Source organism: Lolliginicoccus lacisalsi (assembly GCF_014841105.1).
Taxonomy (GTDB): Bacteria; Actinomycetota; Actinomycetes; order Mycobacteriales; family Mycobacteriaceae; genus Lolliginicoccus; species Lolliginicoccus lacisalsi.
In genome coordinates, this window is record NZ_JACYWE010000010.1 from 1 (window position 1) to 22,260 (window position 22,260).

The window sequence follows — 22,260 nt, forward strand, 5'->3', positions numbered from 1 at the left end:
CGTGCCAGGTGGTGTCTCACCACCAGCCTGGCAAACTACGATTTTCTATCGCGTTTAGCAGTTTCCGGTGTGTTTGGCCGCTTCTCGACCACAGTCGAGGGCCAGGCGGGTGCGCTACCCGCACGAGTGGCAGGCCATGCAAGGCCGAAGCCAGCAGCCGTGCGATGCCGAAGCCTGGGGCAGCACGGCTGCATCACACCTCTCCTGGCGGTCAGTGACTCGCGCGGGGGAGTGGCAGCCCCGCTGACTCGGCCTTTCCAGCTCCTATGCCTTCGCGCCCAAGCCGTGCCTCAGCCGCAAACGCGATAGAAGCTGCCCGGAAGCCAAGCGATTTTCTATCGCGTTTGGCAGTTTCCAGTGCGTTTGGCCGGCCCGCCACCAGCCCGGCCCGCCACCAGCCCGAACCGCCACCAGCCCGAACCGCCACCAGCCCGCCCCGGACGACGAAAAAGTCCACCCGCTCCACGACCTGGATCGTGAAGCGGGTGGACTCGAAGCGTGCCTAGCGCCTAGCGCCTAGCACCTCGTGCGCGTCGCAGTCAGAAGTGGCTGCTCCGCACGGGGCGAGGATCACACGTCGTAGTACAGGTTGAACTCGTAGGGGTGCGGGCGCAGACGGACCGGGTCGATCTCCTGCGCGCGCTTGAGGGCGATCCAGGTCTCGATGAGGTCGCTGGTGAACACGTTGCCCTCGGTGAGGAAGTCGTGGTCCTTCTCGAGGTTGTCGATGACGTCCTCGAGGGAGGTGGGGGCCTGCGGGATTCCCTTGGCCTCCTCCGGCGGGAGCTCGTAGAGGTCCTTGTCGACGGGGGCGGGCGGCTCGATCTTGTTGCGGATGCCGTCGAGTCCGGCCATCATGCACGCCGCGAACGCGAGGTACGGGTTGCCGGAGCTGTCGGGCGCGCGGAACTCGAGGCGCTTGGCCTTCGGGTTGTTGCCGGTGATCGGGATGCGGACCGCTGCGGAGCGGTTGCGCTGCGAGTACACCAGGTTGATCGGGGCCTCGTAGCCCGGCACGAGGCGGTGGTACGAGTTGATCGTGGGGTTGGAGAACGCGAGCAGCGACGGCGCGTGGTGCAGGATGCCGCCGATGTAGTGGCGGGCCATGTCGGAGAGTCCGGCGTAGCCAGCCTCGTCGTGGAACAGTGGCTTGCCGTCCTTCCACAGCGACTGGTGGACGTGCATGCCCGAGCCGTTGTCGCCGAACAGGGGCTTCGGCATGAAGGTGGCGGACTTGCCGGCCTTCCACGCGGTGTTCTTGACGATGTACTTGAACAGCAGCAGATCGTCGGCGGCGTGGAGGAGGGTGTTGAACTTGTAGTTGATCTCGGCCTGGCCCGCGGTGCCGACCTCGTGGTGGCCGCGCTCGATCTCGAACCCGGCGTTGGTGAGGTTGGTGGTGATCTCGTCACGCAGGTCGACGTAGTGGTCATACGGAGCGACGGGGAAGTAGCCACCCTTGTAGCGGACCTTGTAGCCCAGGTTGGGGGAGCCGTCGGCCTCGCGGTCGACGCCGGTGTTCCACCAGCCGGACTCGGAGTCGATCTCGTAGAACGAGCCGTTGGCCTGCGAGTCGAAGCGGACCGAGTCGAAGAGGTAGAACTCGGCCTCGGCGCCGAAGAACGCGGTGTCGGCGATGCCGGTGGAGGCCAAGTACTCCTCCGCCTTGCGGGCGACGTTGCGCGGGTCGCGGCTGTAGGCCTCGCGGGTGAACGGGTCGTGGACCGAGAACACGATGTTCAGGGTCTTCGCGGCACGGAACGGGTCGATGCGCGCGGTGGTGACGTCCGGGAGGAGCAGCATGTCGGACTCGTGGATCGACTGGAAACCACGCACCGACGAGCCGTCGAACGCGAGACCGTCCTCGATGACGTCCTTGTTGAACGCCGATGCCGGGATGGAGAAGTGCTGCTGCACGCCCGGGAGGTCGCAGAATCGAACATCGACGTACTCGACGTTCTGATCCTTAATGAACTTGAAGACTTCTTCGGCATTGGAAAACGCCACGCGTCTGCTCCTTCAGTCAAGGCCCCGCCGCGATCGGTTGCTCAGTGGCGGGTAATCAATGGGAACGATATGAAGTTGGTATTGCCCCGCGGTCACCCGGATGTTTCACACGTGTTACCAAATCCGGCGAGTTCGGCGAATCGACACGGGTTGTTCCCGTTCCCGTGTGATCCTGGCCGCCCCGGGCCCGGTCCATGCGCTGCTTCCCCGGGCGTGACCGCGCGGTATAGACACTATCCTAGTGACTATGCCCCGAAATATTGGCTCTTGGCTCTATGGACCTGCGGCCGCGTTGCCCGACGGCCAAACCGGCGACGAGGACTTGTACCGCGGCGAGAGCCTCGGACTGCCCGAGCATGGCCCCGGTTCGATGCCCACCTGGTTGCGGCGCAGCGGCGCGTTCTTCACCGACATCATCATGGCCGGGCTGGTCGCTGGCCTGTTCACGCTGCCCGAGCCGCCAGGGCACTGGGGCCTGCTCCTGTGGTTCGCCGTCGCGATCCTCGCCGTTTTCCTGTTCTCCTTCACGCCAGGACAGGCGCTGTTCGGCCTGCGCGTGCAGCGAGCGCACAGCCCGGCCGCCGTGGGGATCGGGCGATCGATCGGACGGGCGATCCTCGTCTTCCTCATCATCCCCGCAGCGATCTGGGATCGGGACGGTCGCGGGCTCCACGACCGCCTCACCGACACCGTGGTCGTCCGCGCCCGCTAGGTAGCGCGCAACGGCAGGAAGCTAGCGACGGCGGATGGTGCGCTGCACGTTCTTCATGCGGCCACCACCGGGCACCGGCCCCTTGGGCATTGCGGGGCCTCCGGAGCGGGACGCGATCGCTGCCAGACGGCTCTCGAGGGCATCCATCTGCTTGCGATTGATGTTCTTGGGCAGCCGGTTGACGGCCTTCTGCAGCTTCGCGAGCGGGATCTGGTCGTCGTCGTTGCCGACAATGATCTCGTAGATCGGGGTGTTGCCGACGAGCCGGGCGACGCGCTTCTTCTCCTGGGCGAGCAGGCTCTTGACGCGATGCGGGGCACCCTCTCCCACCAGGATCACTCCGGGACGGCCCAGCACCCGGTGCACGGCATCGAGATGGGTGGTGCCAGCCACCGCGTTGCTGACGATCCATGGCCCGCGCAGGGACTCGAGGGCCCACGCCGCCGCCCCGGGCTGGCCATCGGCCTTCTTGTACACGGACTGGGTCATGCGCCGCCCGAAGATGATGAACGCGAGCAGCACGCCGAGGATCAGGCCGAACGGCAGGAACAGCCACTGCGCGCCAAGCAGCGCACCGATGCCGAACAACACTGCCGTGGTCACGACGATCGTGCCCACGAGGATCGGAAGCAACCATTTGTCCTGCTTGCGCTGCATCTTGAACGCCTGCCACAACTGTGACCGCCGTTCCCGCGAGCGTGCCTTGCGGGCAGCCTTCAGTGCTTTTCGCTGCTCCTTGTCGAGCTTCTGCGCCTTCGCCATGCCTCCAGGATACGGTGTTGGCGCTCGCGGGCGAGCCAGGTGGGTCCGTTGCTACCCCTGGTAGCGGGCGAGCACGGCGCTGGCCTCCTGCGCCGCGGCACCGCCGCGGTCGAGATGCTCGAGGTTCTCGGGGATCCGCTCGCCGCGATGCGCGATGGCCTGCGCGTAGAGGCGCCCTGCCCGGTAGGAGGAGCGCACCAGCGGTCCCGCCATCACCCCGGCGAAGCCGAGATCGCGCGCAGTCTCGGAGTGCGCCACGAACTCCTCGGGCCGCACCCAGCGCTCCACGGGGTGGTGCCGCGGCGAGGGCCGCAGGTACTGGGTGATGGTGATGATGTCGCAGCCCGCCTCGTGCAGGTCCGACAGGGCCTCGGTGACCTCCTCGGGGGTCTCGCCCATGCCGAGGAGCAGGTTCGATTTCGTGACGAGGCCGGCGTCGCGCGCCATGGTGATCACATCGAGCGACCGCTGGTAGCGGAAGGCCGGACGGATGCGGCGGAACACGCGGGGCACGGTCTCCACGTTGTGGGCGGGCACCTCGGGCCGGGACGAGAAGACCTCCTCGAGCTGGCCGGGGTCCGCGTTGAAGTCCGGGATGAGCAGTTCCACGCCGGTTCCGGGATTGAGCGCGTGGATCTGCCGGACCGTCTCGGCGTACAGCCAGGCGCCACCGTCGTCGAGATCATCGCGGGCAACGCCGGTGATGGTGGAGTACCGCAGGCCCATTGCCTGCACGCTCTCGGCAACACGACGAGGCTCGTCGAGATCGAGCGCCGCGGGCTTGCCGGTGTCGATCTGGCAGAAGTCGCAGCGGCGGGTGCATTGGTCACCGCCGATGAGGAAGGTTGCTTCCCGGTCCTCCCAGCATTCGAAGATGTTGGGGCAGCCCGCTTCCTCGCAGACGGTGTGCAGGCCCTCGCGGCGCACGAGCCCCTTGAGCTCGGTGTACTCGGGGCCCATCGTGGCTCGGGTGCGGATCCAGCCTGGCTTGCGCTCGATGGGGGTCTCCGCGTTGCGAACCTCGACGCGGAGCAGCTTGCGTCCTTCTGGGGCAACAGTCACGTTCTCGATCCTACGCTTGGGTGCAGTGGTCATCAGGGGCCGCGAGGCCTCGCGCGGCTAGGTGAAGCTGTACGTCGTCACCCGCGGCGCGGGCGCGTCATCATCACCGGTGGCGGGGGCACGCCGGGCAACGGGATGCTCGGAGACCGGCAGTTCCCCATCGAGTGCCCGGGCGACCGCATCCGTGACGGCAGGGATGACGTCCTGGACGGTGATCTCGCGGCCGAGCTCGCGCGACAGCGACGTCACCCCAGCGTCGGTGATCCCGCAGGGAATGATCGCGTCGAAGGCGTCGAGCGTGTTGTTGCAGTTGAGCGCGAACCCGTGCAGCGTCACCCCGCGTGCCACACGGACACCGATCGCGGCGATCTTGCGCTCCGGCAGGAACCGGGCCTGGCCATCGGGCCCTAGCCACGTTCCCGCTGCCAGCCAGACGCCAGATCGGCCATCGATCCGCCCGCACGGCACTCCCAGGCCGGTGACCACCGAGATGAGGGCCTCCTCGATGCGGCGCACGTAGCCCACCACATCGATGGGCTCGGCGAGCGCCACGATGGGGTAGCCCACGAGCTGGCCGGGGCCGTGCCAGGTGATCTTGCCGCCCCGGTCCACATCGATCACGGGAGTGCCGTCGGTGGGACGCTCGGCATCGGTGGTGCGGCGCCCGGCCGTGTACACCGGCGGATGCTCGAGGAGCAGGACTGTATCCGTGCCCTCGCCGCGAGCACGTGCCTCGGCGATCTCGCGTTGCCGGGCCCACGCCGCCAGGTAGTCGATCATTCCGGCTTCGACGAACTCCAGCGCGGCCGAGGATGACCGCGCGGAAGCGCTTCGCTCACTCATGCAAGCCACCGTACTCCTCGCTCGGGCAGCAGATGCCCCCAGCGCGATGCCTAGGACTGGCTCGAACGAGCGAGCGTCGCCTCGAGCGCCTCGCGGATCGTGTTGTGGACAAATTCGAAACCCGCCGCCTCGAGCTTGGCCGGTATCGCGCGCTGGCCGCCGAGAATGCCCTCCGACGCGAACTCTCCCACCGCGGCCTTGAGCGCGAAGCCGGGCACGATCCACGGGGCCGGTCGATGCGTGGCCTTGGCGAAGGCCCGGTTGAACTCGGCGTTCGTCACCGGGGCAGGGCCTGTCAGGTTGACCGGGCCATGCAGGTCCGGATTGCCAAGGATGAACTCAACAGCCCGGACGTGGTCCTCCAGGCTGATCCAGGGAAAGTACTGGCGTCCATCACCGAGCCGACCGCCAAGGCCGAGCTTGTAGAGGGGGATCAGCTTGGGCAGCATGCCCCCCGCGCGGGAGAGCACCACTCCCGTGCGGATGCAGGCGACCCGGGTGCCTGGGTTGGCGTGCCGCAGCGCGGTCGCTTCCCATTCCTCGCACAGGCTCGCGAGGAATCCCTCCCCGGCGGGCGAGGACTCATCTACCTTGGCGCTGCCCGTATCGCCGTAGTAGCCGACTGCGCTCGCATTGATCACGGTGCCGACCCCTGCGGCTGCCGCGGCCTCGCCCAGCACCTCGGTAGGGCCGGTGCGGCTGTCTCGCAGCTCCTGCTTGTACTCGCCCGTCCAGCGCCGGTCGCCGATGCTCGCGCCACACAGGTTGATCACTGCATCGGTGGACCCGAGGACATCGGGGTCGAGCCGTGTGGTGGGGTCCCAGCGCACCTCGTCCGGAGCGTGCGTGGCGCGCCGGACCATGCGCACCACATCATGGCCGCTGGCGCGCAGCGCCGCGACGAGCGCCGTGCCGATCAGTCCTGATGATCCCGCGATTGCCACGCGCATGCGCATACCGCCTTCCTGCTCGTGCAGCCCCAGGGGCGCGCTACCCCAGGCGGGGGCCTACCCGAAAGGCCGGGCCCCAGCTGGAGTGCCAGGGCCCGGTTGCTCAGAGGTCCAGATCGGCGATGAAGTCGCCGTCCTCGAGACGTTCCTTGATCGTTGTGATGAACCGGCCCGCGTCAGCACCATCGATGAGCCGATGATCGTAGGTGAGCGGCAGGTACGCCATCGAGCGGATCGCGATCGCGTCGTTGCCGAACTCGTCCGTGGTGACCACTGGGCGCTTGGCGATCGCGCCCGTGCCCAGCATCGCCGACTGCGGCGGCACCAGGATGGGCGTATCGAACAGGGCGCCGTTGCTCCCGATGTTCGTGACGGTGAACGTGCCGCCAGTCAGCTCGTCGGGCTTGAGGCCTCCCGATCTCGCCCGCTTGGCGAGGTCAGCGATCGCCTTGGCGAGCTCGGCGACGGACATGTCGCCGGCGTTGTGGATAACAGGGGAGAGCAGCCCGTTCTCGGTATCGACCGCGACACCAAGATGCTCGGCGCCGTGATAGGTGATCTCCTTGGCATCCTCGTCGTAGCTCGCGTTGATGTTCGGGTGCAGGCGCAGTGCCTCCACCGCGGCCTTCGCGAAGAACGGGAGGAACGTCAGGTTGACGCCATGCCGGTCCCTGAACGCCGCCTTGTGCTCGGACCGCAGGGCAGCGACCCGGGTGAGATCCGCCTCGTGGGTCTGGGTGAGCTGAGCGGTCTGCTGCAGCGACTCACGGGTGAGCTGCGCGGTGATCTGCCGGATGCGGTTGGCCTTCTGCGTGGTGCCCCGCAGCTTCGCGAGCTCGGGCCGAACACCCGCAGGAGTACCGGACTTCTTCGGCGCCGATTCCGCGGCATGCTTCTTCGAGGACTCGGCGGCCGCGAGCACATCCTCCTTGCGGATGCGTCCACCAACACCGGAGCCCTTCACCGACGAGAGGTCCACGTCATGCTCGGCGGCGAGCTTGCGCACCAGCGGCGTCACGTAGGGCGTGCCACCCGACGAGGCCGCGGGCTTGGAATCCGATTCCGGCTTGGATTCCGGCTTCTTCTCGGCCTTGGGGGCCGGTTTCGACTCCTCCTCGGCCTTGGGCTCGGGCTTCTTCTCCGGTTCCGGCTTCTTCTCGGGCTCTGGTTCCTTCTCGGGCTCTGGTTCCTTCTCGGGCTCTGGTTCCTTCTTGGCTTCGGGCTTCTTCTCGGGCTCCGCCTTGCTCGAGCTGGGGGATCCGCTACCGATGATGGCGAGCTGGCCGCCGATCTCGACGACCTCGTCCTCCTCCGCCGTGATCTCCAGCAACGTGCCAGCCACGGGCGAGGGGATCTCGGTATCGACCTTGTCGGTGGAGACCTCGAGCAACGGCTCATCGACCTCGACCTCGTCCCCGACGGCCTTAAGCCAGCGAGTAACGGTTCCCTCGGTGACCGATTCGCCGAGTGCGGGCATCGTGACCGGAGTCCCATCGCCGCCATCGCCGCCATCGCCGCCAGAGGAGGCTGGTTCCGCGTCCTCGTCGGTCTCTTCGTCGTCGGTCTCTTCGTCGTCGGTCTCGTCGGAGGCAGGTTCCTCCTCGGGCGCGTCGTCCTCGGGAGCGTCCTCGACCTCATCAGCGGCATCGTCCGCGGCATCATCGCTGCCACTGTCGTCGCCGCCGGACTCGTCAGCGTCACCGATCACGGCGAGCTCGCCGCCGATCTCGATGACGTCATCCTCCTGCGCGACGATCTTTGTCAGGACGCCAGCGGCAGGGGAGGGGATCTCGGTATCGACCTTGTCCGTCGATACCTCGAGCAACGGCTCGTCGACCTCGACGGTATCGCCTTCCTGTTTGAGCCAGCGCGTGACCGTGCCTTCGGTCACGCTCTCACCTAGGGCGGGCATTTGAACGGAGAAGGCCATATCCTTCGACTCCTCGGCGCTCGATGGGGTGTATGGCTGATCGCTTCGCGGCCGTAGCGAGGCGATCTCTATTGTGCTTGTGGCGCAGACGTTATGTGGGCAGATGCTCAGATCAACGCAAATCCCATGACGTCCACCACGACCCATCCTTGCACCCCTCGCTCCCGCGCGCACGGCCGGTCCCGGTGGGGGCCCCGGCGGATGATGTCCCATGCGCCACGGGTAGGTGCTCCCGCTGATTTCCTGGCAGCATCGGGATATGGGAATCTTCGGACGATTTCGTCAACCACGCGGCACCGCCGCCGCCCACGTTCGTGGAATGCGGGACAGCGACCTTGCCCACCTCGCGAGCTGGACGGGAGCGCGCACCGGCGTGGAAGGCTTCGTCGAGCCACCCACCTTCGTCAACGAGATCACCGTGGTGCTCGTGGCGAAGGACGGCGAATGGACGCGCCGCCGCGTGCGCACTCCCAAGATCGCCCGGAAGGTCGGCGAGAAGCTGGGCATTCCGCTGTATGACGTGCAGAAGACTGGATACCCCCAGCGCATGAGGGACTACAACGAGCGGCAGCGCATCCTCGAGAAGCGCGCCCGGCAGGAACGCGACCAGGACTAGCGGGTCCGGTCGGCTGGGCGCGGCCCGCTGCCGCCTCAGCCGCCGTCCGCTGCCGCTGCCGCCTCAGTCGCAAACGCGATAGAAGTCGACTGGAATCCAGCGTGACTTCTATCGCGTTTGACAGTTTCCGGTGCTTTTGCCGCTCAGGGAGGCGCCACCCCCGCGCCCAGCCACCCCCGCGCCAGCCACCCCCGCGCCAGCCACCCCCGCGCCCGGCCAGCGCCCGGGCGGGTCAGCCGTTCGCGGCGACGTCCTCGAGGACCGCGAGCATCGTGCGCACGGGCACACCGGTGCCACCCTTCGGTGTGTAGCCCCAGGCGGCGCCGGTGTTGAACGCGGGCCCGGCGACATCGATGTGTGCCCAGTCGACCCCGTCAGCGACGAATTCCTTGAGGAACAGCGAGGCGGACAGCATGCCGCCCCAGCGGTGGTTGGTCACGTTCGCGAGGTCAGCCACCCGGGAGCCGAGGTCGGCGCGCAGCTCGGCAGGCATGGGCATCGCCCAGCCGTTCTCGCCCACCTGCTGGGACAGCGCGGCGACCCGGTCACGGAAATCGTCGGTGCCCATCACGCCGGGCACGCGCGTGCCGAGCGCGACCATCTGCGCGCCGGTGAGGGTGGCGGTATCGATGATGTAATCCGGTCCATCCTCGGCCGCGCGCACCAGCGAGTCGGCAAGGATCAGGCGTCCCTCCGCATCGGTGTTGAGAACCTCCACGGTGGTTCCCCCGTAGTGGGTGATGACGTCGCCGGGACGGGTCGCGGTGCCCGACGGCATGTTCTCGGCCATCGGTACGGTCGCGATCACGGTCACGGGAAGCTCGAGGCGGGCGGCGAGCAGGACGGTCGCGATCACCGCCGCAGCGCCGGCCATGTCAGAGGTCATGTTCTCCATGCCCGCGGCTGGCTTGATGGAGATGCCCCCGGTGTCGAAGGTGACGCCCTTGCCGACGAGTGCCACGGTCTTGCCGCCGCTCTCCGGCCCGCCCCGGTAGGCGATGCGGACGAGGCGCGGCTTGCGGACCGAGCCCTTGCCGACGGCGACGATGCCTCCGTACCCGGCGGACTCGAGGGCCTGCTCATCGAGGACCTCCACATCGAGCCCGGCGTCCGCGGCGAGCGTCGCGGCCCGCTCGGCGAACGCGCCGGGGTAGAGGTGGCTCGGCGGCGTGTTCACGAAATCTCGTGCGATGGCGACAGCGTCGGCGATGGCGACGGAGCGCGCTATCGCCTTCTCGGCCTTCTTGGCGTTCCCCTCGGGAATGATGAGGTCCACCGAGCCGAGCGGGGCCGCGCTGGCATCAGGGGCGGACCTGGGGGAGCGGAACTCGGTGAACGAGTACGCGCCGAGGCAGAAGCCCTCCACCACCGGAGCGATGCCGCGCGAGTGCAGCAGCGTCGCCGCGGAGCCGACGCCGGTGAGCGACCGGGCAGCGGTGCCCGCGATGCGCCGGATCTGCTCGGCCTCGATGTCGTCACGGCGGCCCGCGCCGAGACCGATCCCGACGACTGCCTGCGCCGCGATGCCCTTGGGCGCGGGGATCCGCGTGACCTGCTCGGCCTTGCCGGTCGCTCCGGCGGCCTTCAGCGCGGCCACCACAGCGGACTGGGTGTCCTTGTCCCATACAGGGTCCGCGCCATCGAGGGCGATGGATTTCTTGCCGCGCGCGACGCCAACGATGATCGCTTCATGCCGCTTGGCGATCTTGCGGGAAACACCGAGCGCCAGGCCGCTGGCCCGATGATCGGTGGTCCGGGTATCGGTGGACTTCGGCTTGTCGCTCACGTGACGCTCCTTGGGATGTTCAATGCGAGAGGGTGCGCTGGGCTAGCGCCGCGGGGTGCCCGGCGGGGCCGCGCCGCGCCATGGACGCCCCCACGGCTAGAGGCTACCGCCCGCGTCGCCGGCTAGCGTGGACGCCGTGAGTCCCGAGCATGCCCCAGATACTTTGCTGTCCAGTCCGGCGAACGAAGTCCATGTCCGCGCGGGCGCCACGTTCGCGCCGTTCGCGGGCTGGTCGATGCCGATCTCCTACGGCGGCGTGGTGGCGGAGCACAACGCGGTCCGCGAGGCCGTGGGGATCTTCGATGTCAGCCACCTCGGCAAGATCCTCGTCACGGGCACCGGCGCCGCCGAGTACATCAACAGCACGCTCGCCAACGACTTGCAGCGCATCAGCCCCGGCAAGGCGCAGTACACGCTGTGCTGCGATGAGAGCGGTGGCGTCATCGACGACCTGATCGCCTACCTCGTCAGCGAGAGCGAGGTCTTCCTGATCCCGAACGCGGCCAACTCCGCGGAGGTGGCGCGGCGCCTCGAGGCATCCGCGCCGGCCGGGGTGAGCGTGCAGGACCAGCACCGGGACCATGCCGTGCTCGCTGTCCAGGGTCCGCGGTCCGCGGAGCTGCTCGAGCTCGAGGGATTGCCCACCTCCATGCCGTACATGGCGTTCGCCGACGCCGAGTGGCAGGGCGCGGGGGGATCGACTGTGCGGATCTGCCGCACGGGCTATACCGGTGAGCAGGGTTACGAGATCGTGGTGCCCAGCGGAGATGCCGAGGTGGCCCTGCAACGGCTCGCCGACCGCGCCGAGCAGCTTGGTGGGCGGCTCGCTGGGCTCGGCGCGCGCGACACGCTGAGAACGGAGATGGGTTATCCGCTCCATGGCCATGAGCTCTCGCTGGAGATAACCCCCGTCGAAGCGCGCTGCGGATGGGCCGTGGGCTGGCGCAAGCCCGGGTTCTGGGGGCGCGATGCCTTGCAGCGGCAGCGCGAGGCCGGGCCCAGCCGTTCGCTGTGGGGGCTGCGCGCGCTCGGCAGGGGCGTGCTGCGCCCCGGCCTCGACGTCCTCGGGGCCGAAAACGAGATGATCGGGACGACGACGTCCGGTACGTTCTCACCAACGCTGAAAACCGGCATCGCGCTCGCGCTCCTCGACACCTCCGCGGACATCACCGCGGGCGCCACCGTGACGGTCGACGTACGGGGACGCCACATTCCCTGCGAAGTCGTCCGGCCACCGTTCGTCGCACCGAGGACCCAGTGACTTTTCGCGATAGGATTTCCGCTCATGACGACGCTGCCCGAATTCACCCGCTCCGCCCATCCCGCGCCCAGGCCACAGGCCGAGCGGGAGCAGATCCTGCGGTCCCCGGGCTTCGGTACGCACTTCACCGATCACATGGTCGCGATCCGCTTCACGCGGCAGCAGGGCTGGCATGACGCCCGCATCCAGCCGTACGGCGCGATCACCCTTGATCCAGCGGCGATGGTGCTGCACTACGGGCAAGCCATCTTCGAGGGGCTGAAGGCATATCGGCAGCCCGATGGCACTATCGCCTCGTTCCGCCCGGACGCGAACGCCGAGCGCTTCCGCTCCTCGGCGCGCCGCATGGCCATGGCGGAGCTGCCTGACGAGATGTTCCTCGCGTCCTTGAAGGAACTGCTCGCCGTCGATGAGGCATGGGTGCCCGAGGCAGGCGGGGAGGAGTCGCTCTACCTGCGACCCTTCATGTTCTCCACCGAGGCGGGGCTTGGCGTGCGTCCCGCGGCGGAGTACCAGTACCTGCTCATCGCGTCCCCGGCCGGGGCCTACTTCAAGGCTGGTGTCCGGCCCGTCAGCGTCTGGCTCTCCACCGAGTACGTGCGTGCCGCGCCCGGTGGCACGGGTGCCGCGAAGTTCGCCGGGAACTATGCCGCCTCCTTGCTCGCCCAGGCGCAGGCCGCGGACCAGGGCTGCGACCAGGTGGTCTGGCTCGATGCGATCGAGCGTCGCTTCATCGAGGAAATGGGCGGCATGAACCTGTTCTTCGTGTTCGGATCCGGCGCCGAGGCGCGGCTTGTCACCCCGGAGCTATCTGGCTCGCTGCTGCCCGGCATCACGCGGGCATCCCTGATCCACCTCGCCGAGGACGCTGGCATCCCGGTCGAGGAGCGGCGCGTCTCGGTCGAGGAGGTCGAGGAGAAGTCCCGCAGCGGCGAGATCACCGAGGTCTTCGCGTGCGGTACCGCCGCAGTGATCACTCCGGTCGGCCGGGTCAAGCACACCGGTGGCGAATACACCATTGCTGACGGCGAGCCGGGCGAGGTCACCCTTGCGCTGCGCGACACGCTCACCGGGATCCAGCGCGGCACCTTCGAGGACACGCGCGGCTGGATGCAGCGCCTGCTCTGAATCGCGAGCCGCGCCATGAGGCCTGGTCACCTGCACGTGGTGGCCAGGCCCTCACGCTCCGAGCAGCAACCCCACGACCGCGATCAGCACGGTCAGCTCCAGAGCCGCGCCCAGCACGTCGCCGTTGATCCCGCCGAGGCGCCGGGCGCAATGCATCACGAATACCAGCGCGAAGGCGAATGCCACGATCAGCACGATTACGCCGTGCAGCGGGCTGCCGGGCACCGCGACAGTAGCGATGAACAGGGACGCCGCCACCCAGGAGCCGATGGTCGCCCAGGATTGGCTCCCGGCCACCAGCGCCCCGAAGCCCTCGGGCCGTGCTGCCCGCAGGCCGGGCCGGCACGCGATGACCACTGCGACGCGCCCTGCCGCGATGGCGACAGTGATCGCGACGAACATGCTGGCCCCAGCGAGCGCGCCGAGCGCAAGGCCCTGCCCGATGAGCACGACAACCAGCGTGGCGATGCCGAACGGGCCCGATCCGCCGGCATGCATGATCCGCTGCGCCCGCTCAGGTGGCCCGAACGTGCCCAGGCCATCAGCGGTATCGGCGAGCCCGTCGATGTGTAGTCCCCGCGTCGCGAGCGCGAGGAACCCCACCGCGAGGATCCCCGCGAGCAGGGAGGGCAGCCCGAGCGCCAGCATCCCCCACAGCAGCAGGGTCGTTGATAGCCCGAGGACCAGGCCGATCAGTGGCGTCACCGCGATTGCCCAGGCGCTGGCTTGCCGATCCACGATCCGCGGGCCGCGCACGGGCAAGACAGTCAGCCACGAGAACGCCAAGCGTGCCCCGTCCACGGTGGGATTGCTGCTCGTGCTGCCGCGCGGGCCCCGGGAACTTCTGGCGCTCATCGATCACTCACCCCTGCCTCCTCGAAAGTGGCCATCCGGGCCAGCGTCGCTACCGCCGCCGCCAGGATCGGCAGCGCCACTGCCGCGCCGGATCCCTCGCCGAGGCGCATGCCGAGGTCCACGATCGGTTCGAGCTGCAACCGCCGCAGCGCGATCGAGTGCGCGGGCTCGGTCGATCGGTGCCCTGCCAGCCACCACTCGCGAGCGCCCGCCGCGAGGTCCTCGGCGACGAGCGCGGCGGAGCTCACCACCACGCCGTCGAGGATCACCGGGGTGCGCCGCAGCGACGCCTGGGCAAGGAAGCCTGCCATTGCTGCGATGTCCGCGCCCGCGCTCGTGGCCAGCAGCCGGACGGGATCGCGCGCGACGATCTTGCCGCGGCGCATCGCATCGCGCACGGCGGCGGTCTTGAGCATCCACGCGTTGTCATCGATCCCGGTGCCCCGGCCGACCGCGGCGATGGGCTCGGTGCGGGTCAGCGTGGCGACGAGCACCGTGGCCGGAGTTGTGTTGCCGATGCCCATGTCACCGGCGATGAGCAGGTCCGCGCCCGCGTCGATCTCCTCGTCGGCGATGGCGCGCCCTGCCGCGACCGCAGCGACGGCCTCGTCGTGGGACATCGCGTCCTCGGTGTCGATGCGCCCGCTCGAGCGGCGGACCTTGTGCGCGCTCACCGATGCCGGGGTGTCGCCGTCGACGCTGATATCGACCACCCGCACTGTCGCCCCGGCGTTCTCGGCGAGGCAATTGATCGCGGCCCCTCCGTCGAGGAAGTTCCGCACCATCTGCACGGTCACCTCGGGCGGATAAGCGGACACGCCGTGGCGCGCGATGCCATGGTCGCCGGCGAAGATGACGATGCGGGGGCGGGCGAACGGGACGGGCGGGCAGTGGCCCTGGCATGCCGCGATCCACGTCGAGAGCTCCTCGAGCCTGCCGAGGGAGCCAGTGGGCTTGGTGAGCGATGCCTGCCGCTGCCAGGCTGCTCGCCGCGCCTCGCGATCGGGCTGGGGGATCGGATCGAAGACGCTGGGATCGACAACGCTGGGATCGTCCGGGCGTTCCTGGTCGGTCAACTGCTCCAGCCTTTCTCGCCGGCCGCGCGACAGGCGGGGATCACTTCAGCGACAACGGGATTCCCGCCACCACCAGTACAACTTTCTCGCATTCCTCCGCGATGCGCGCGTTCAACACCCCGATCTCGTCCCGGAATGCCCGTCCGGATCGCGTCTCGGGAACAATGCCCATCCCCACCTCGGGGGTGACGATCACCAGCGGGCCAGGGTAGCGGACCACTGCATCGACCAGCCGGTCGACCGGAGCGCTTGCCCTGCTCGAATCGGTCCAGGCGCCGGCCTGATCCATCATCGCCGCGAGCCACATGCCGAGATCGTCGATCATCGTGGGGAGGGACGTATCGCGGTCGAGCTCGGCGGCCAGGTCATCGGTGCGCACGGTCTTCCAGTGCGCGGGCCGCCTCTGCTGGTGGGCGCGCACGCGCTCGGCCCACTCCTCATCGCCAGGACGATCGGGAGCCGTCGCGATATAGCGCACCGGCTGGCGCGGCGCCCATTCGTTGATCACCTGCTCGCCGTGGCCGGACTTGCCGGATCGCGCGCCCCCGAGGACCAGGCAGCGCATGGCGGGCTAGACCGCGTCGCCGGGGCGTGCCTGCGGCTTGGGCACCCGCAGCCGCCGGATCTGCGTCGCGCGGACGAACGCGTACCAGCCGATGCCCAGCCCAGTGTCGTCGCTGTCGGGGAATCGCTCGCGCACCCGGTTGCTGATCTGCCGTCCCAGCACGATTCCCTCGACGATCATGAAGATGAGGAAGACCATCATGCCGAGCGTGATGACGGCCTGGATGTCTGGCGGCATGAACAGCGTCAGCAGCACCAGCAGCGCCAGCGGCATGAACATGCCCGCAAGGTTGCGCCGCGCGTCGACGTAGTTTCGGGCGAGCTTGCGGGTCTTTCCGCGGTCCCGGGGCAGCAAGTAGTCCTCGTCGCCGGCCATCATGCGGGCGCGGCGCTCGTTCGCGCGCGAGCGGCTCTCGGCGTTGAAGCGCTTGCGCTCTTCCTTGGACATCTTCGGCTTCTTGCGCTGCTCGGCCTTGAGGGCCTTCTTGCGCGCCCGCGCCTCGGCCTTTGTCATCGGAGGCGGCATCAGGGGAGCGCGCGCGCCCCGGCGCGCCTCGTTGCGCTTGGGCGTGGGACGTCCCTTGCCGGGGGTGTGCCCGGCGGGCTGCACCGATTGCTCCTGCGCCGGGCGATCCTGGCCAGGCCCGTCCTGCGCGGAGGGATCATCGGGATTGCTGCCGCTGCTGCCACGTCCGGTGAGTTTCACGGGTTTTAGGGTATGCGATCTGGTGATCCGGGCAAACCAGGGCACGCTCGCGGCCCGTCCCGCACTCACGCCACCGCTCCGGGCGATACTGGTAGGCATGAGGATCGTGCTGGCGCCGGACTCCTTCGGGGGCACTCTGTCGGCACGCGAGGCCGCGATCGTCATGCATGACGCGTGGCTGGCGGAGCGGCCAGGGGACCAGCTCCAGCTCCTCCCGCAATCCGATGGTGGTCCCGGTTTCGTTGACGCGCTCGCCACTCGCGGCGGGCAGGCGCGAGAGGCGGCCGTGCGCGGTCCGCTCGGCGAGCGCGTGCGGGCGAGGTGGCTGGTGCAGGGCGCGGAGCTCGAGCAGGCGCGGGGCGCCGTGGCGTATGTGGAAGCCGCGCAGGCCTGCGGGCTCCACCTGCTGCCGGGCCGGCCCACGCCCTCCTCGGCCTGGGCCGCTACGAGCGCGGGAGTGGGGGAGTTGCTGCTCCGAGCTGCCGGGCAGGAGCCCGGGTCCATCGTCGTGGGGCTTGGCGGCACGGCGTGCACGGACGGCGGCAGTGGCATGCTCGACGTGCTGGGTGGGGTCGAGCAGGGACGGCGGGCGCTGGCGGGGGTCGCCCTGATCGCCGCGACGGATGTGACGAGCCCCCTGCTCGGGCCGCTGGGGGCTGCGCGCGTGTTCGGTCCGCAGAAAGGTGCCGACGCCAGCATGGTCGGACTGCTGGAGCGACGGCTCGCGCGGGCCAGCGCCAGGTTGGTCGACGCGCATGGTCGTGGCGTGGCCATGCGCGATGGCGCGGGCGCGGGAGGGGGACTGGGAGCAGCTTTGCTCGCGCTGGGTGGCCAGCGTGTATCGGGAGCGCGGCTCGTGGCCAGCGCCACCGGCCTCAGCGATGTGCTGGCGCGCGGTCGGCGGCCTGGCGCGGTGGACCTCGTGATCACGGGCGAGGGCCGGCTGGACGCGCAGACGCTGGCCGGAAAGGTAGTGTCCGAGTTGGCGGGCCAGTCGCACGCGGCGCCCGCGGAGGCACGCGTGCCGGTGGTCGCGGTGGTGGGGAGCTGCATGCTGGGCCAGCCGCAGTGGCGCGGCATGGGGCTCGGCGAGGTAGTGTCGCTGGCCGATCTGCGTGGCTCGGCGAGCGCTGCGATCCGCGACGCGCAGGCTGCGTTGGCGGAGGCCGTCGCGGGGATCGCTCGGCGGATCGGGCAGGCCGAGGGGGCTCGGGGCGGGGTCGACCGCGGGTAGGGGAATTTCCGGAACAGGAGTACCGTTGGATCAAGCACCGGAATGTGCACGGTAATTCTGTAGGACCTGAGGGAGAACGCATGACTGTGCAGAACGAGACCACTACCCAGGGCGTGACGCTCACGACCGCTGCGGCGGCCAAGGCGAAGACGCTGCTGGAGCAGGAGGGTCGCACTGACCTCTCGCTGCGCATCGCGGTGCAGCCCGGCGGTTGCGCGGGCCTCCGCTACCAGCTGTTCTTCGACGATCGCACGCTCGATGGCGACCATACCCTTGAGGTCGATGGCGTCACGCTTGCCGTGGATCGGATGAGCGAGCCCTACCTGCATGGTGCTGTCATTGACTTCGTTGACACGATCGAGAAGCAGGGATTCACGATCGACAACCCGAATGCGACAGGCTCCTGCGCATGCGGGGACTCGTTCAACTGACACGCTGAACACGTGCGGGGCGGTCTGGCCCGGAGCCAGGCCGCCCTTTCGCGTGCCACGAGCAGCGGGGCGCGGCGGGTGACCGCGGACAGGCTCGACCGGCGAGCGTGCTTGCATGAGCGCCACGCCGCCGGGGTACTGTAGTGCGGCGCGCGCCACAGTCCGGCGCGCTGCGCACCAGCGCGGAAGGGGCAAATGTGGCGATCGCGGTCAGCGGTTCCATCGCGACAGACCATCTGATGACGTTTCCCGGCACGTTCGAGGAGCAGCTCGTCGCGGACAAGCTCAGCCAGATCTCGCTGAGCTTCCTCGTCGACGATCTCGTCGTGCGCCGCGGGGGAGTCGGCGGGAACATCGCGTTCGCCATCGGCGTGCTCGGCGGCAACCCCCTGCTCGTGGGTGCGGCGGGCGCGGACTTCGCCGAGTACCGGACGTGGCTGCAGCAGCACGGCGTCGACTGCGATGGGGTCCGCATCTCGGGCACCGCGCACACGGCGCGGTTCGTGTGCACCACCGACACCGCGATGGCGCAGATCGCCTCGTTCTACCCGGGCGCGATGAGCGAATCACGGGAGATCTCCATCGCGGGCGTCGTGGACCGTCGTCCGGATATCGACATGGTCCTCGTCGGGGCCAATGATCCCGACGCGATGGTCCGCCATACCCAGGAGTGCCGCGAGCTCGGCGTGCCTTTCGCGGCCGATCCCTCCCAGCAGCTCGCTCGTATCGATGGCGCCACCGCGCGCGACCTGATCGATGGCGCGGCCTATCTGTTCACGAATGAGTACGAGTGGGGCCTCCTGCGGCAGAAGACAGGCCTTTCCGAGGCGGACGTCGCGGGCATGGTGGGCATTCGTGTAACCACTTTGGGCGCGGGCGGGGTGGATATCGTTGTCCGCGGCGAGGACCCCGTGCATGTTGATGTCGTGCCTGATGAGGGCCGCGTGGACCCGACTGGCGTGGGCGATGCGTTCCGAGCGGGCTACCTGACCGCTCGCATGGCGAAGCTGGACCACGTGCGCGCCGCTCAGCTCGGTTCACTGATTGCTGTACTGGTTCTCGAGACGGTCGGGACCCAGGAATGGGAGTGGAACCGCGAGAGGGCGCTCGACCGCATCAAGAATGCCTACGGCGCGGATGCAGCGCGCGAGATCGGCGACATCCTGCCTGCCTGACGGTGGGCGATCTGATCCGGAGCCGGGCACCTCACGGGGTGCCCGGCTCTTGTTCGTTGCCGGGGCGGAGTAGCCCAGCGGCACTGATGCAGGGGACCGCTTAGGGCAGCGCTTGTGACGAGTGCCCTAATAGATAGTGCACGAAGTAGTTGTGCACGATTAGAGCGTGCACTATATTTGAGGCATGCCCGCACCAGACCCGCTCGCCCTCGACCGCCAGGTCTGTTTCGCCCTCGCCGTCACCAATCGCGCCGTCCTCGCCGTCTACCGGCCGCTCCTCGAGCCCATGGGGCTCACGCACCCGCAGTACCTCGTCATGCTCGCCCTGTGGGAGCAGGAGCCACGGTCGGTGCGCAACATTGGCGAAGCGCTCCAGCTCGACTCGCCCACCCTCTCGCCCCTGCTCAAGCGGCTCGAGGCGGCCGGGCTCCTCACCCGGGCCCGCAGCCAGCACGCTGAGCGGCAGCTCGAGGTGCACCTCACCAGCGAGGGGAGAGCGCTTCGCGCCGAGGCCGAGAAGATCCCGCCCGCCGTCATGAGCAGTCTCGGCGTCACCGAGGAACAGATCACCGAGCTGCACGACGTCCTCACCCGTATCAACGCAGCCGCGCTCAACGCAGGAGCACTCTCATGACCAGCAACGCAACCCGCCCCGGCCCACTGCAATGGATCGGCTACAGCTTCGGCCGCACCCTCCCGCCCAGCATGCAGGACTGGGTGCGCAACGATCTCACCGGCGACTGGGCCGTGCCCCGGCACCTCATCCGCAGCATGGTGCCGTTCGTGCCGATCTACGCGCTCGGTTTCATGCTCCCGGGTCCGCTGAGCCTTCGCGCGGCCGTCGTCCTCCTCGGCGTGCTGCTGGCGCTGTTCTACTCGGCGGCCTACATGGAGCCCAATCGGGCACGGCGCCTCGAGCGCCACGGGCTGCCCAAGGATCTCCAGAACCCCAAGGCCGAGGCGCGCCACGCGCGCGAGAAGCAACGCTACGACGCGGCGCACGGCAAGAACGCCTAGCGGCCAGGCAGCGCGCTACAGGGTCACGGGGTACTCGTGGTCCTCGATCGACGGGGTGATCCGCTCCTCCACGAAGATGCCATGCCACACCATGAAGGTGAGCAGGGTCCACAGGCGCCTGCTGTGGTCGGAGACGCCCGCGCGGTGCTCCTCGAGCATCTTGCCGACCGCCGCCAGGTCCAGGATGTGATCGGTGCCGGATTCCGCGATCTGGTCGCGGGCCCACTCATACAGCTCGGGCCCGCGCAGCCAATGCCGCAGCGGCACCGGGAAGCCGAGCTTGGCGCGGTGCAAGACATGGTGGGGAACGATGCCCTCGAGCGCCTGCCGCAGCGCATGCTTCGTCGTCTCGCGGGTGATCTTCTGCTTGTAGGGGATCTTCTCCGCCACCGCGAGCACCTCGGGATCGAGGAACGGCACGCGCAGCTCCAGCGAGTTCGCCATCGTCATCTTGTCGGCCTTGACGAGGATGTCGCCGCGCAGCCACGTGAACAGATCGAGGTGCTGCATCCGCGCCACCGGGTCCCAACCCTCGGAGCGGGCATAGATCGGTGCGGTGACGTCCATGTGCGTCCACTCGGGCCGGAAGTCCCGCAGCACCGCGCGCAGATGATGATCCTGGAAGCTGCGCGCGTTGCCGTAGTAGCGCTCCTCGAGCCGCTGCGATCCGCGCTGCAGCAGGCTCTTGCCGCGCTTGCCCTCGGGCATCCGGTCCGATAGCCGAGCGGCGGCCCGGCGCATGCCCGGGGTCAGCGCGCTGAACGGGCGCAGCGATAGCGGCTCGCGATAGATGGTGTAGCCACCGAACAACTCGTCCGCGCCCTCGCCGGAGAGCACGACCTTGACATGCTTGCGCGCCTCCCGGGCCACGAAGTAGAGCGGCACGAGCGCTGGATCCGCGACCGGGTCATCGAGGTACCACACGATCTCCGGGATCGACTTCGCGAACTCCTCGGGCCCCACGATCTTCACCACATGCCGCGCGCCGATCGCCTCCGCGGACTCCGCGGCCACATCGACCTCGGAGTAGCCCTCGCGCTCGAACCCCGTGGTGAACGTGATCAGGTCCGGGTTGTGCCGGATAGCGAGCGCGGCGATCGCCGTCGAGTCGATGCCCCCGGAAAGGAACGAGCCGACCGTCACATCGGCGCGCATGTGCTTGGCGACGGAGTCCTCGAGCGCGGCAGCGATCTCGTCGTAGCGCTTCTGCGCGGCGTCCTTGCCCTTGGCGAAGGGCACCACCGGGAACGAGGGCTTGAAGTAGCGAGTGACGCGTGGCGCCTCGCCCGGCCGCACCCAGGCGTAGCAGCCCGATTCCAGGCGACGGATGCCCGTGTGCAGCGACTCGGGCTCGGGCACGTACTGCAGCACCAGGTAATGCTCGGTGGCGCGCGCGTCGATGCCGAGATCGAGCTTCAACAGGTCCGCGGCCTCCAGCAGGCTCTTCTTCTCCGACCCGAAGCCGAATCCGCCCGGGGCATCCGCGATGAACAGCGGCTTGATGCCGAACGGGTCGCGAGCGATGAACAGCTCGCGCGTCTCGGTGTCCCAGACTCCGAACGCGAACATGCCCCGCAGTCGCTCCACCGCGCCCGGGCCCCAGTGGTGGAAGGCCGCGACGATCGTCTCGCTATCGCCCTCGGTGCGGAACACGGCACCATGCTCGCGAGCGAGCTCCTCGCGCAGCTCCAGGTAGTTGTAGATCTCGCCATTGAACGTCAACGCGTATCGCTCGGGGTTCTCCGGCGGACCCCAGCGCAACGGCTGGTGCGAGTGCGCGATATCGATGATCGACAACCGGTTGAACCCCAGCGCGAGATCATCGTCATGCCACGTGCCGGCCTCGTCCGGACCACGATGACGCATGCAATGCAGCGCCTCTCCCAGCCGCGGAGCCACCTCCGCGGCAGACCCGTCCGGAGTCAGAATTCCCAGGAGGCCACACACAGCGCACAACACCTCAATCCACGATCAGCTCAGGGGCCACCGCGGCGCCCCCGGACAAGCTGGGCAAACTCTTCCGGTAGGGAGTATGCCGCAAAACTTTCACCCGCATGAGGAGACCCGATAGTGCCGGCTGCAAACGCGTGGTCTACGCTGCGTAGTATTCAGGCTCAAGAGTTTGATCCGTGCGGATCCGCGCGC

The 22,260-nt window shown here is 68.6% G+C and carries 21 protein-coding genes; 9 read left to right on the forward strand and 12 right to left on the reverse strand.

Features of this window, described 5'->3' with window-relative positions:
• Positions 1 to 570: 570 nt before the first annotated feature.
• The gene (gene glnA, locus HT102_RS14495) at positions 571 to 2,007 is read right to left on the reverse strand and encodes a type I glutamate--ammonia ligase (protein ID WP_192040162.1); all 1,437 of its coding nucleotides are present in this window, start codon (positions 2,005 to 2,007) and stop codon (positions 571 to 573) included.
• A 247-nt stretch (positions 2,008 to 2,254) separates the two neighbouring features.
• Between glnA and HT102_RS14500 the strand changes: the two genes are divergently transcribed.
• Complete coding sequence (locus HT102_RS14500; protein ID WP_192040163.1) at positions 2,255 to 2,719, forward strand: RDD family protein; 465 nt, start codon at positions 2,255 to 2,257, stop codon at positions 2,717 to 2,719.
• A 21-nt stretch (positions 2,720 to 2,740) separates the two neighbouring features.
• Here HT102_RS14500 and HT102_RS14505 read toward each other — a convergent pair whose 3' ends face one another.
• From HT102_RS14505 to sucB, 5 genes are all read right to left on the reverse strand, one after another.
• Positions 2,741 to 3,481, reverse strand: a complete 741-nt coding sequence (locus HT102_RS14505; protein WP_192040164.1) for a DUF4191 domain-containing protein — start codon at positions 3,479 to 3,481, stop codon at positions 2,741 to 2,743.
• A 51-nt stretch (positions 3,482 to 3,532) separates the two neighbouring features.
• Positions 3,533 to 4,576 carry a lipoyl synthase gene (gene lipA, locus HT102_RS14510; protein WP_225443730.1) on the reverse strand — a complete coding sequence of 348 codons (1,044 nt, stop codon included), beginning with the start codon at positions 4,574 to 4,576 and terminating at the stop codon, positions 3,533 to 3,535.
• A 24-nt stretch (positions 4,577 to 4,600) separates the two neighbouring features.
• Positions 4,601 to 5,386 carry a lipoyl(octanoyl) transferase LipB gene (lipB, locus tag HT102_RS14515; protein WP_192040166.1) on the reverse strand — a complete coding sequence of 262 codons (786 nt, stop codon included), beginning with the start codon at positions 5,384 to 5,386 and terminating at the stop codon, positions 4,601 to 4,603.
• Positions 5,387 to 5,436: 50 nt separating this feature from the next.
• Complete coding sequence (locus HT102_RS14520) at positions 5,437 to 6,336, reverse strand: TIGR01777 family oxidoreductase (RefSeq protein WP_192040167.1); 900 nt, start codon at positions 6,334 to 6,336, stop codon at positions 5,437 to 5,439.
• 103 nt (positions 6,337 to 6,439) lie between these two features.
• The gene (gene sucB / locus HT102_RS14525) at positions 6,440 to 8,266 is read right to left on the reverse strand and encodes a 2-oxoglutarate dehydrogenase, E2 component, dihydrolipoamide succinyltransferase (RefSeq protein ID WP_192040168.1); all 1,827 of its coding nucleotides are present in this window, start codon (positions 8,264 to 8,266) and stop codon (positions 6,440 to 6,442) included.
• A 259-nt stretch (positions 8,267 to 8,525) separates the two neighbouring features.
• Here sucB and HT102_RS14530 point away from each other — a divergent pair, with 259 nt between their 5' ends.
• Positions 8,526 to 8,882 carry an oxidoreductase gene (locus HT102_RS14530; protein WP_192040169.1) on the forward strand — a complete coding sequence of 119 codons (357 nt, stop codon included), beginning with the start codon at positions 8,526 to 8,528 and terminating at the stop codon, positions 8,880 to 8,882.
• A gap of 232 nt (positions 8,883 to 9,114) precedes the next feature.
• Here HT102_RS14530 and HT102_RS14535 read toward each other — a convergent pair whose 3' ends face one another.
• Positions 9,115 to 10,668 (reverse strand): leucyl aminopeptidase, encoded by a 1,554-nt coding sequence (locus tag HT102_RS14535; RefSeq protein WP_333473471.1) that lies wholly within the window; start codon positions 10,666 to 10,668, stop codon positions 9,115 to 9,117.
• A 136-nt stretch (positions 10,669 to 10,804) separates the two neighbouring features.
• Between HT102_RS14535 and gcvT the strand changes: the two genes are divergently transcribed.
• Both gcvT and HT102_RS14545 read left to right on the forward strand, forming a co-directional pair.
• Positions 10,805 to 11,929 carry a glycine cleavage system aminomethyltransferase GcvT gene (gcvT, locus tag HT102_RS14540; protein WP_408611371.1) on the forward strand — a complete coding sequence of 375 codons (1,125 nt, stop codon included), beginning with the start codon at positions 10,805 to 10,807 and terminating at the stop codon, positions 11,927 to 11,929.
• 24 nt (positions 11,930 to 11,953) lie between these two features.
• Positions 11,954 to 13,057, forward strand: a complete 1,104-nt coding sequence (locus HT102_RS14545; RefSeq protein ID WP_192040170.1) for a branched-chain amino acid aminotransferase — start codon at positions 11,954 to 11,956, stop codon at positions 13,055 to 13,057.
• A 51-nt stretch (positions 13,058 to 13,108) separates the two neighbouring features.
• Here the strand turns inward: HT102_RS14545 and HT102_RS14550 are convergent, their stop codons facing one another.
• Genes HT102_RS14550 through HT102_RS14565 form a run of 4 tightly spaced genes read right to left on the reverse strand, consistent with a single transcriptional unit; the run spans position 13,109 to position 16,258 of the window.
• Positions 13,109 to 13,858 (reverse strand): adenosylcobinamide-GDP ribazoletransferase, encoded by a 750-nt coding sequence (locus HT102_RS14550; protein WP_192040264.1) that lies wholly within the window; start codon positions 13,856 to 13,858, stop codon positions 13,109 to 13,111.
• Positions 13,859 to 13,908: 50 nt separating this feature from the next.
• Positions 13,909 to 14,988: a nicotinate-nucleotide--dimethylbenzimidazole phosphoribosyltransferase gene (cobT, locus tag HT102_RS14555; RefSeq protein WP_192040171.1), complete on the reverse strand. Its 1,080-nt coding sequence runs from the start codon at positions 14,986 to 14,988 to the stop codon at positions 13,909 to 13,911.
• Positions 14,989 to 15,028: 40 nt separating this feature from the next.
• Positions 15,029 to 15,553, reverse strand: a complete 525-nt coding sequence (gene cobU, locus HT102_RS14560) for a bifunctional adenosylcobinamide kinase/adenosylcobinamide-phosphate guanylyltransferase (RefSeq protein ID WP_192040172.1) — start codon at positions 15,551 to 15,553, stop codon at positions 15,029 to 15,031.
• A 6-nt stretch (positions 15,554 to 15,559) separates the two neighbouring features.
• On the reverse strand, positions 15,560 to 16,258 hold the full coding sequence (locus HT102_RS14565) for a DUF3043 domain-containing protein (protein WP_333473472.1): 699 nt from the start codon (positions 16,256 to 16,258) through the stop codon (positions 15,560 to 15,562).
• A gap of 97 nt (positions 16,259 to 16,355) precedes the next feature.
• Here HT102_RS14565 and HT102_RS14570 point away from each other — a divergent pair, with 97 nt between their 5' ends.
• The 5 genes from HT102_RS14570 to HT102_RS14590 all read left to right on the forward strand — a co-directional run bounded on the left by HT102_RS14570 (position 16,356) and on the right by HT102_RS14590 (position 20,115).
• Positions 16,356 to 17,492 (forward strand): glycerate kinase family protein, encoded by a 1,137-nt coding sequence (locus HT102_RS14570; RefSeq protein ID WP_192040174.1) that lies wholly within the window; start codon positions 16,356 to 16,358, stop codon positions 17,490 to 17,492.
• 80 nt (positions 17,493 to 17,572) lie between these two features.
• The gene (locus tag HT102_RS14575; RefSeq protein WP_192040175.1) at positions 17,573 to 17,923 is read left to right on the forward strand and encodes a HesB/IscA family protein; all 351 of its coding nucleotides are present in this window, start codon (positions 17,573 to 17,575) and stop codon (positions 17,921 to 17,923) included.
• Positions 17,924 to 18,120: 197 nt separating this feature from the next.
• A complete protein-coding gene (locus HT102_RS14580) occupies positions 18,121 to 19,098 on the forward strand; it encodes a carbohydrate kinase family protein (protein WP_192040176.1) in 978 nt (325 codons plus the stop codon).
• Between the two features lie 184 nt (positions 19,099 to 19,282).
• Complete coding sequence (locus HT102_RS14585; RefSeq protein WP_192040177.1) at positions 19,283 to 19,732, forward strand: MarR family winged helix-turn-helix transcriptional regulator; 450 nt, start codon at positions 19,283 to 19,285, stop codon at positions 19,730 to 19,732.
• Complete coding sequence (locus HT102_RS14590) at positions 19,729 to 20,115, forward strand: DUF5313 family protein (protein ID WP_192040178.1); 387 nt, start codon at positions 19,729 to 19,731, stop codon at positions 20,113 to 20,115. Before HT102_RS14585 ends, HT102_RS14590 begins: the two co-directional genes overlap by 4 nt.
• Positions 20,116 to 20,130: 15 nt before the next feature.
• On the opposite strand, the gene asnB is transcribed toward HT102_RS14590, so the two are convergent.
• A complete protein-coding gene (gene asnB, locus HT102_RS14595; RefSeq protein WP_192040179.1) occupies positions 20,131 to 22,062 on the reverse strand; it encodes an asparagine synthase (glutamine-hydrolyzing) in 1,932 nt (643 codons plus the stop codon).
• Positions 22,063 to 22,260 lie beyond the last annotated feature (198 nt).

What these genes read in the sequence shown, in the direction of transcription:
- HT102_RS14500 (WP_192040163.1), top strand. Translation starts at nt 2,255, where the DNA reads ATGCCCCGAAATATTGGCTCTTGGCTCTATGGACCTGCGGCCGCGTTG.
- HT102_RS14505 (WP_192040164.1), bottom strand. Translation starts at nt 3,481, where the DNA reads ATGGCGAAGGCGCAGAAGCTCGACAAGGAGCAGCGAAAAGCACTGAAG.
- lipA (WP_225443730.1), bottom strand. Translation starts at nt 4,576, where the DNA reads ATGACCACTGCACCCAAGCGTAGGATCGAGAACGTGACTGTTGCCCCA.
- lipB (WP_192040166.1), bottom strand. Translation starts at nt 5,386, where the DNA reads ATGAGTGAGCGAAGCGCTTCCGCGCGGTCATCCTCGGCCGCGCTGGAG.
- HT102_RS14520 (WP_192040167.1), bottom strand. Translation starts at nt 6,336, where the DNA reads ATGCGCGTGGCAATCGCGGGATCATCAGGACTGATCGGCACGGCGCTC.
- sucB (WP_192040168.1), bottom strand. Translation starts at nt 8,266, where the DNA reads ATGGCCTTCTCCGTTCAAATGCCCGCCCTAGGTGAGAGCGTGACCGAA.
- HT102_RS14530 (WP_192040169.1), top strand. Translation starts at nt 8,526, where the DNA reads ATGGGAATCTTCGGACGATTTCGTCAACCACGCGGCACCGCCGCCGCC.
- HT102_RS14545 (WP_192040170.1), top strand. Translation starts at nt 11,954, where the DNA reads ATGACGACGCTGCCCGAATTCACCCGCTCCGCCCATCCCGCGCCCAGG.
- cobU (WP_192040172.1), bottom strand. Translation starts at nt 15,553, where the DNA reads ATGCGCTGCCTGGTCCTCGGGGGCGCGCGATCCGGCAAGTCCGGCCAC.
- HT102_RS14570 (WP_192040174.1), top strand. Translation starts at nt 16,356, where the DNA reads ATGAGGATCGTGCTGGCGCCGGACTCCTTCGGGGGCACTCTGTCGGCA.
- HT102_RS14575 (WP_192040175.1), top strand. Translation starts at nt 17,573, where the DNA reads ATGACTGTGCAGAACGAGACCACTACCCAGGGCGTGACGCTCACGACC.
- HT102_RS14585 (WP_192040177.1), top strand. Translation starts at nt 19,283, where the DNA reads ATGCCCGCACCAGACCCGCTCGCCCTCGACCGCCAGGTCTGTTTCGCC.
- HT102_RS14590 (WP_192040178.1), top strand. Translation starts at nt 19,729, where the DNA reads ATGACCAGCAACGCAACCCGCCCCGGCCCACTGCAATGGATCGGCTAC.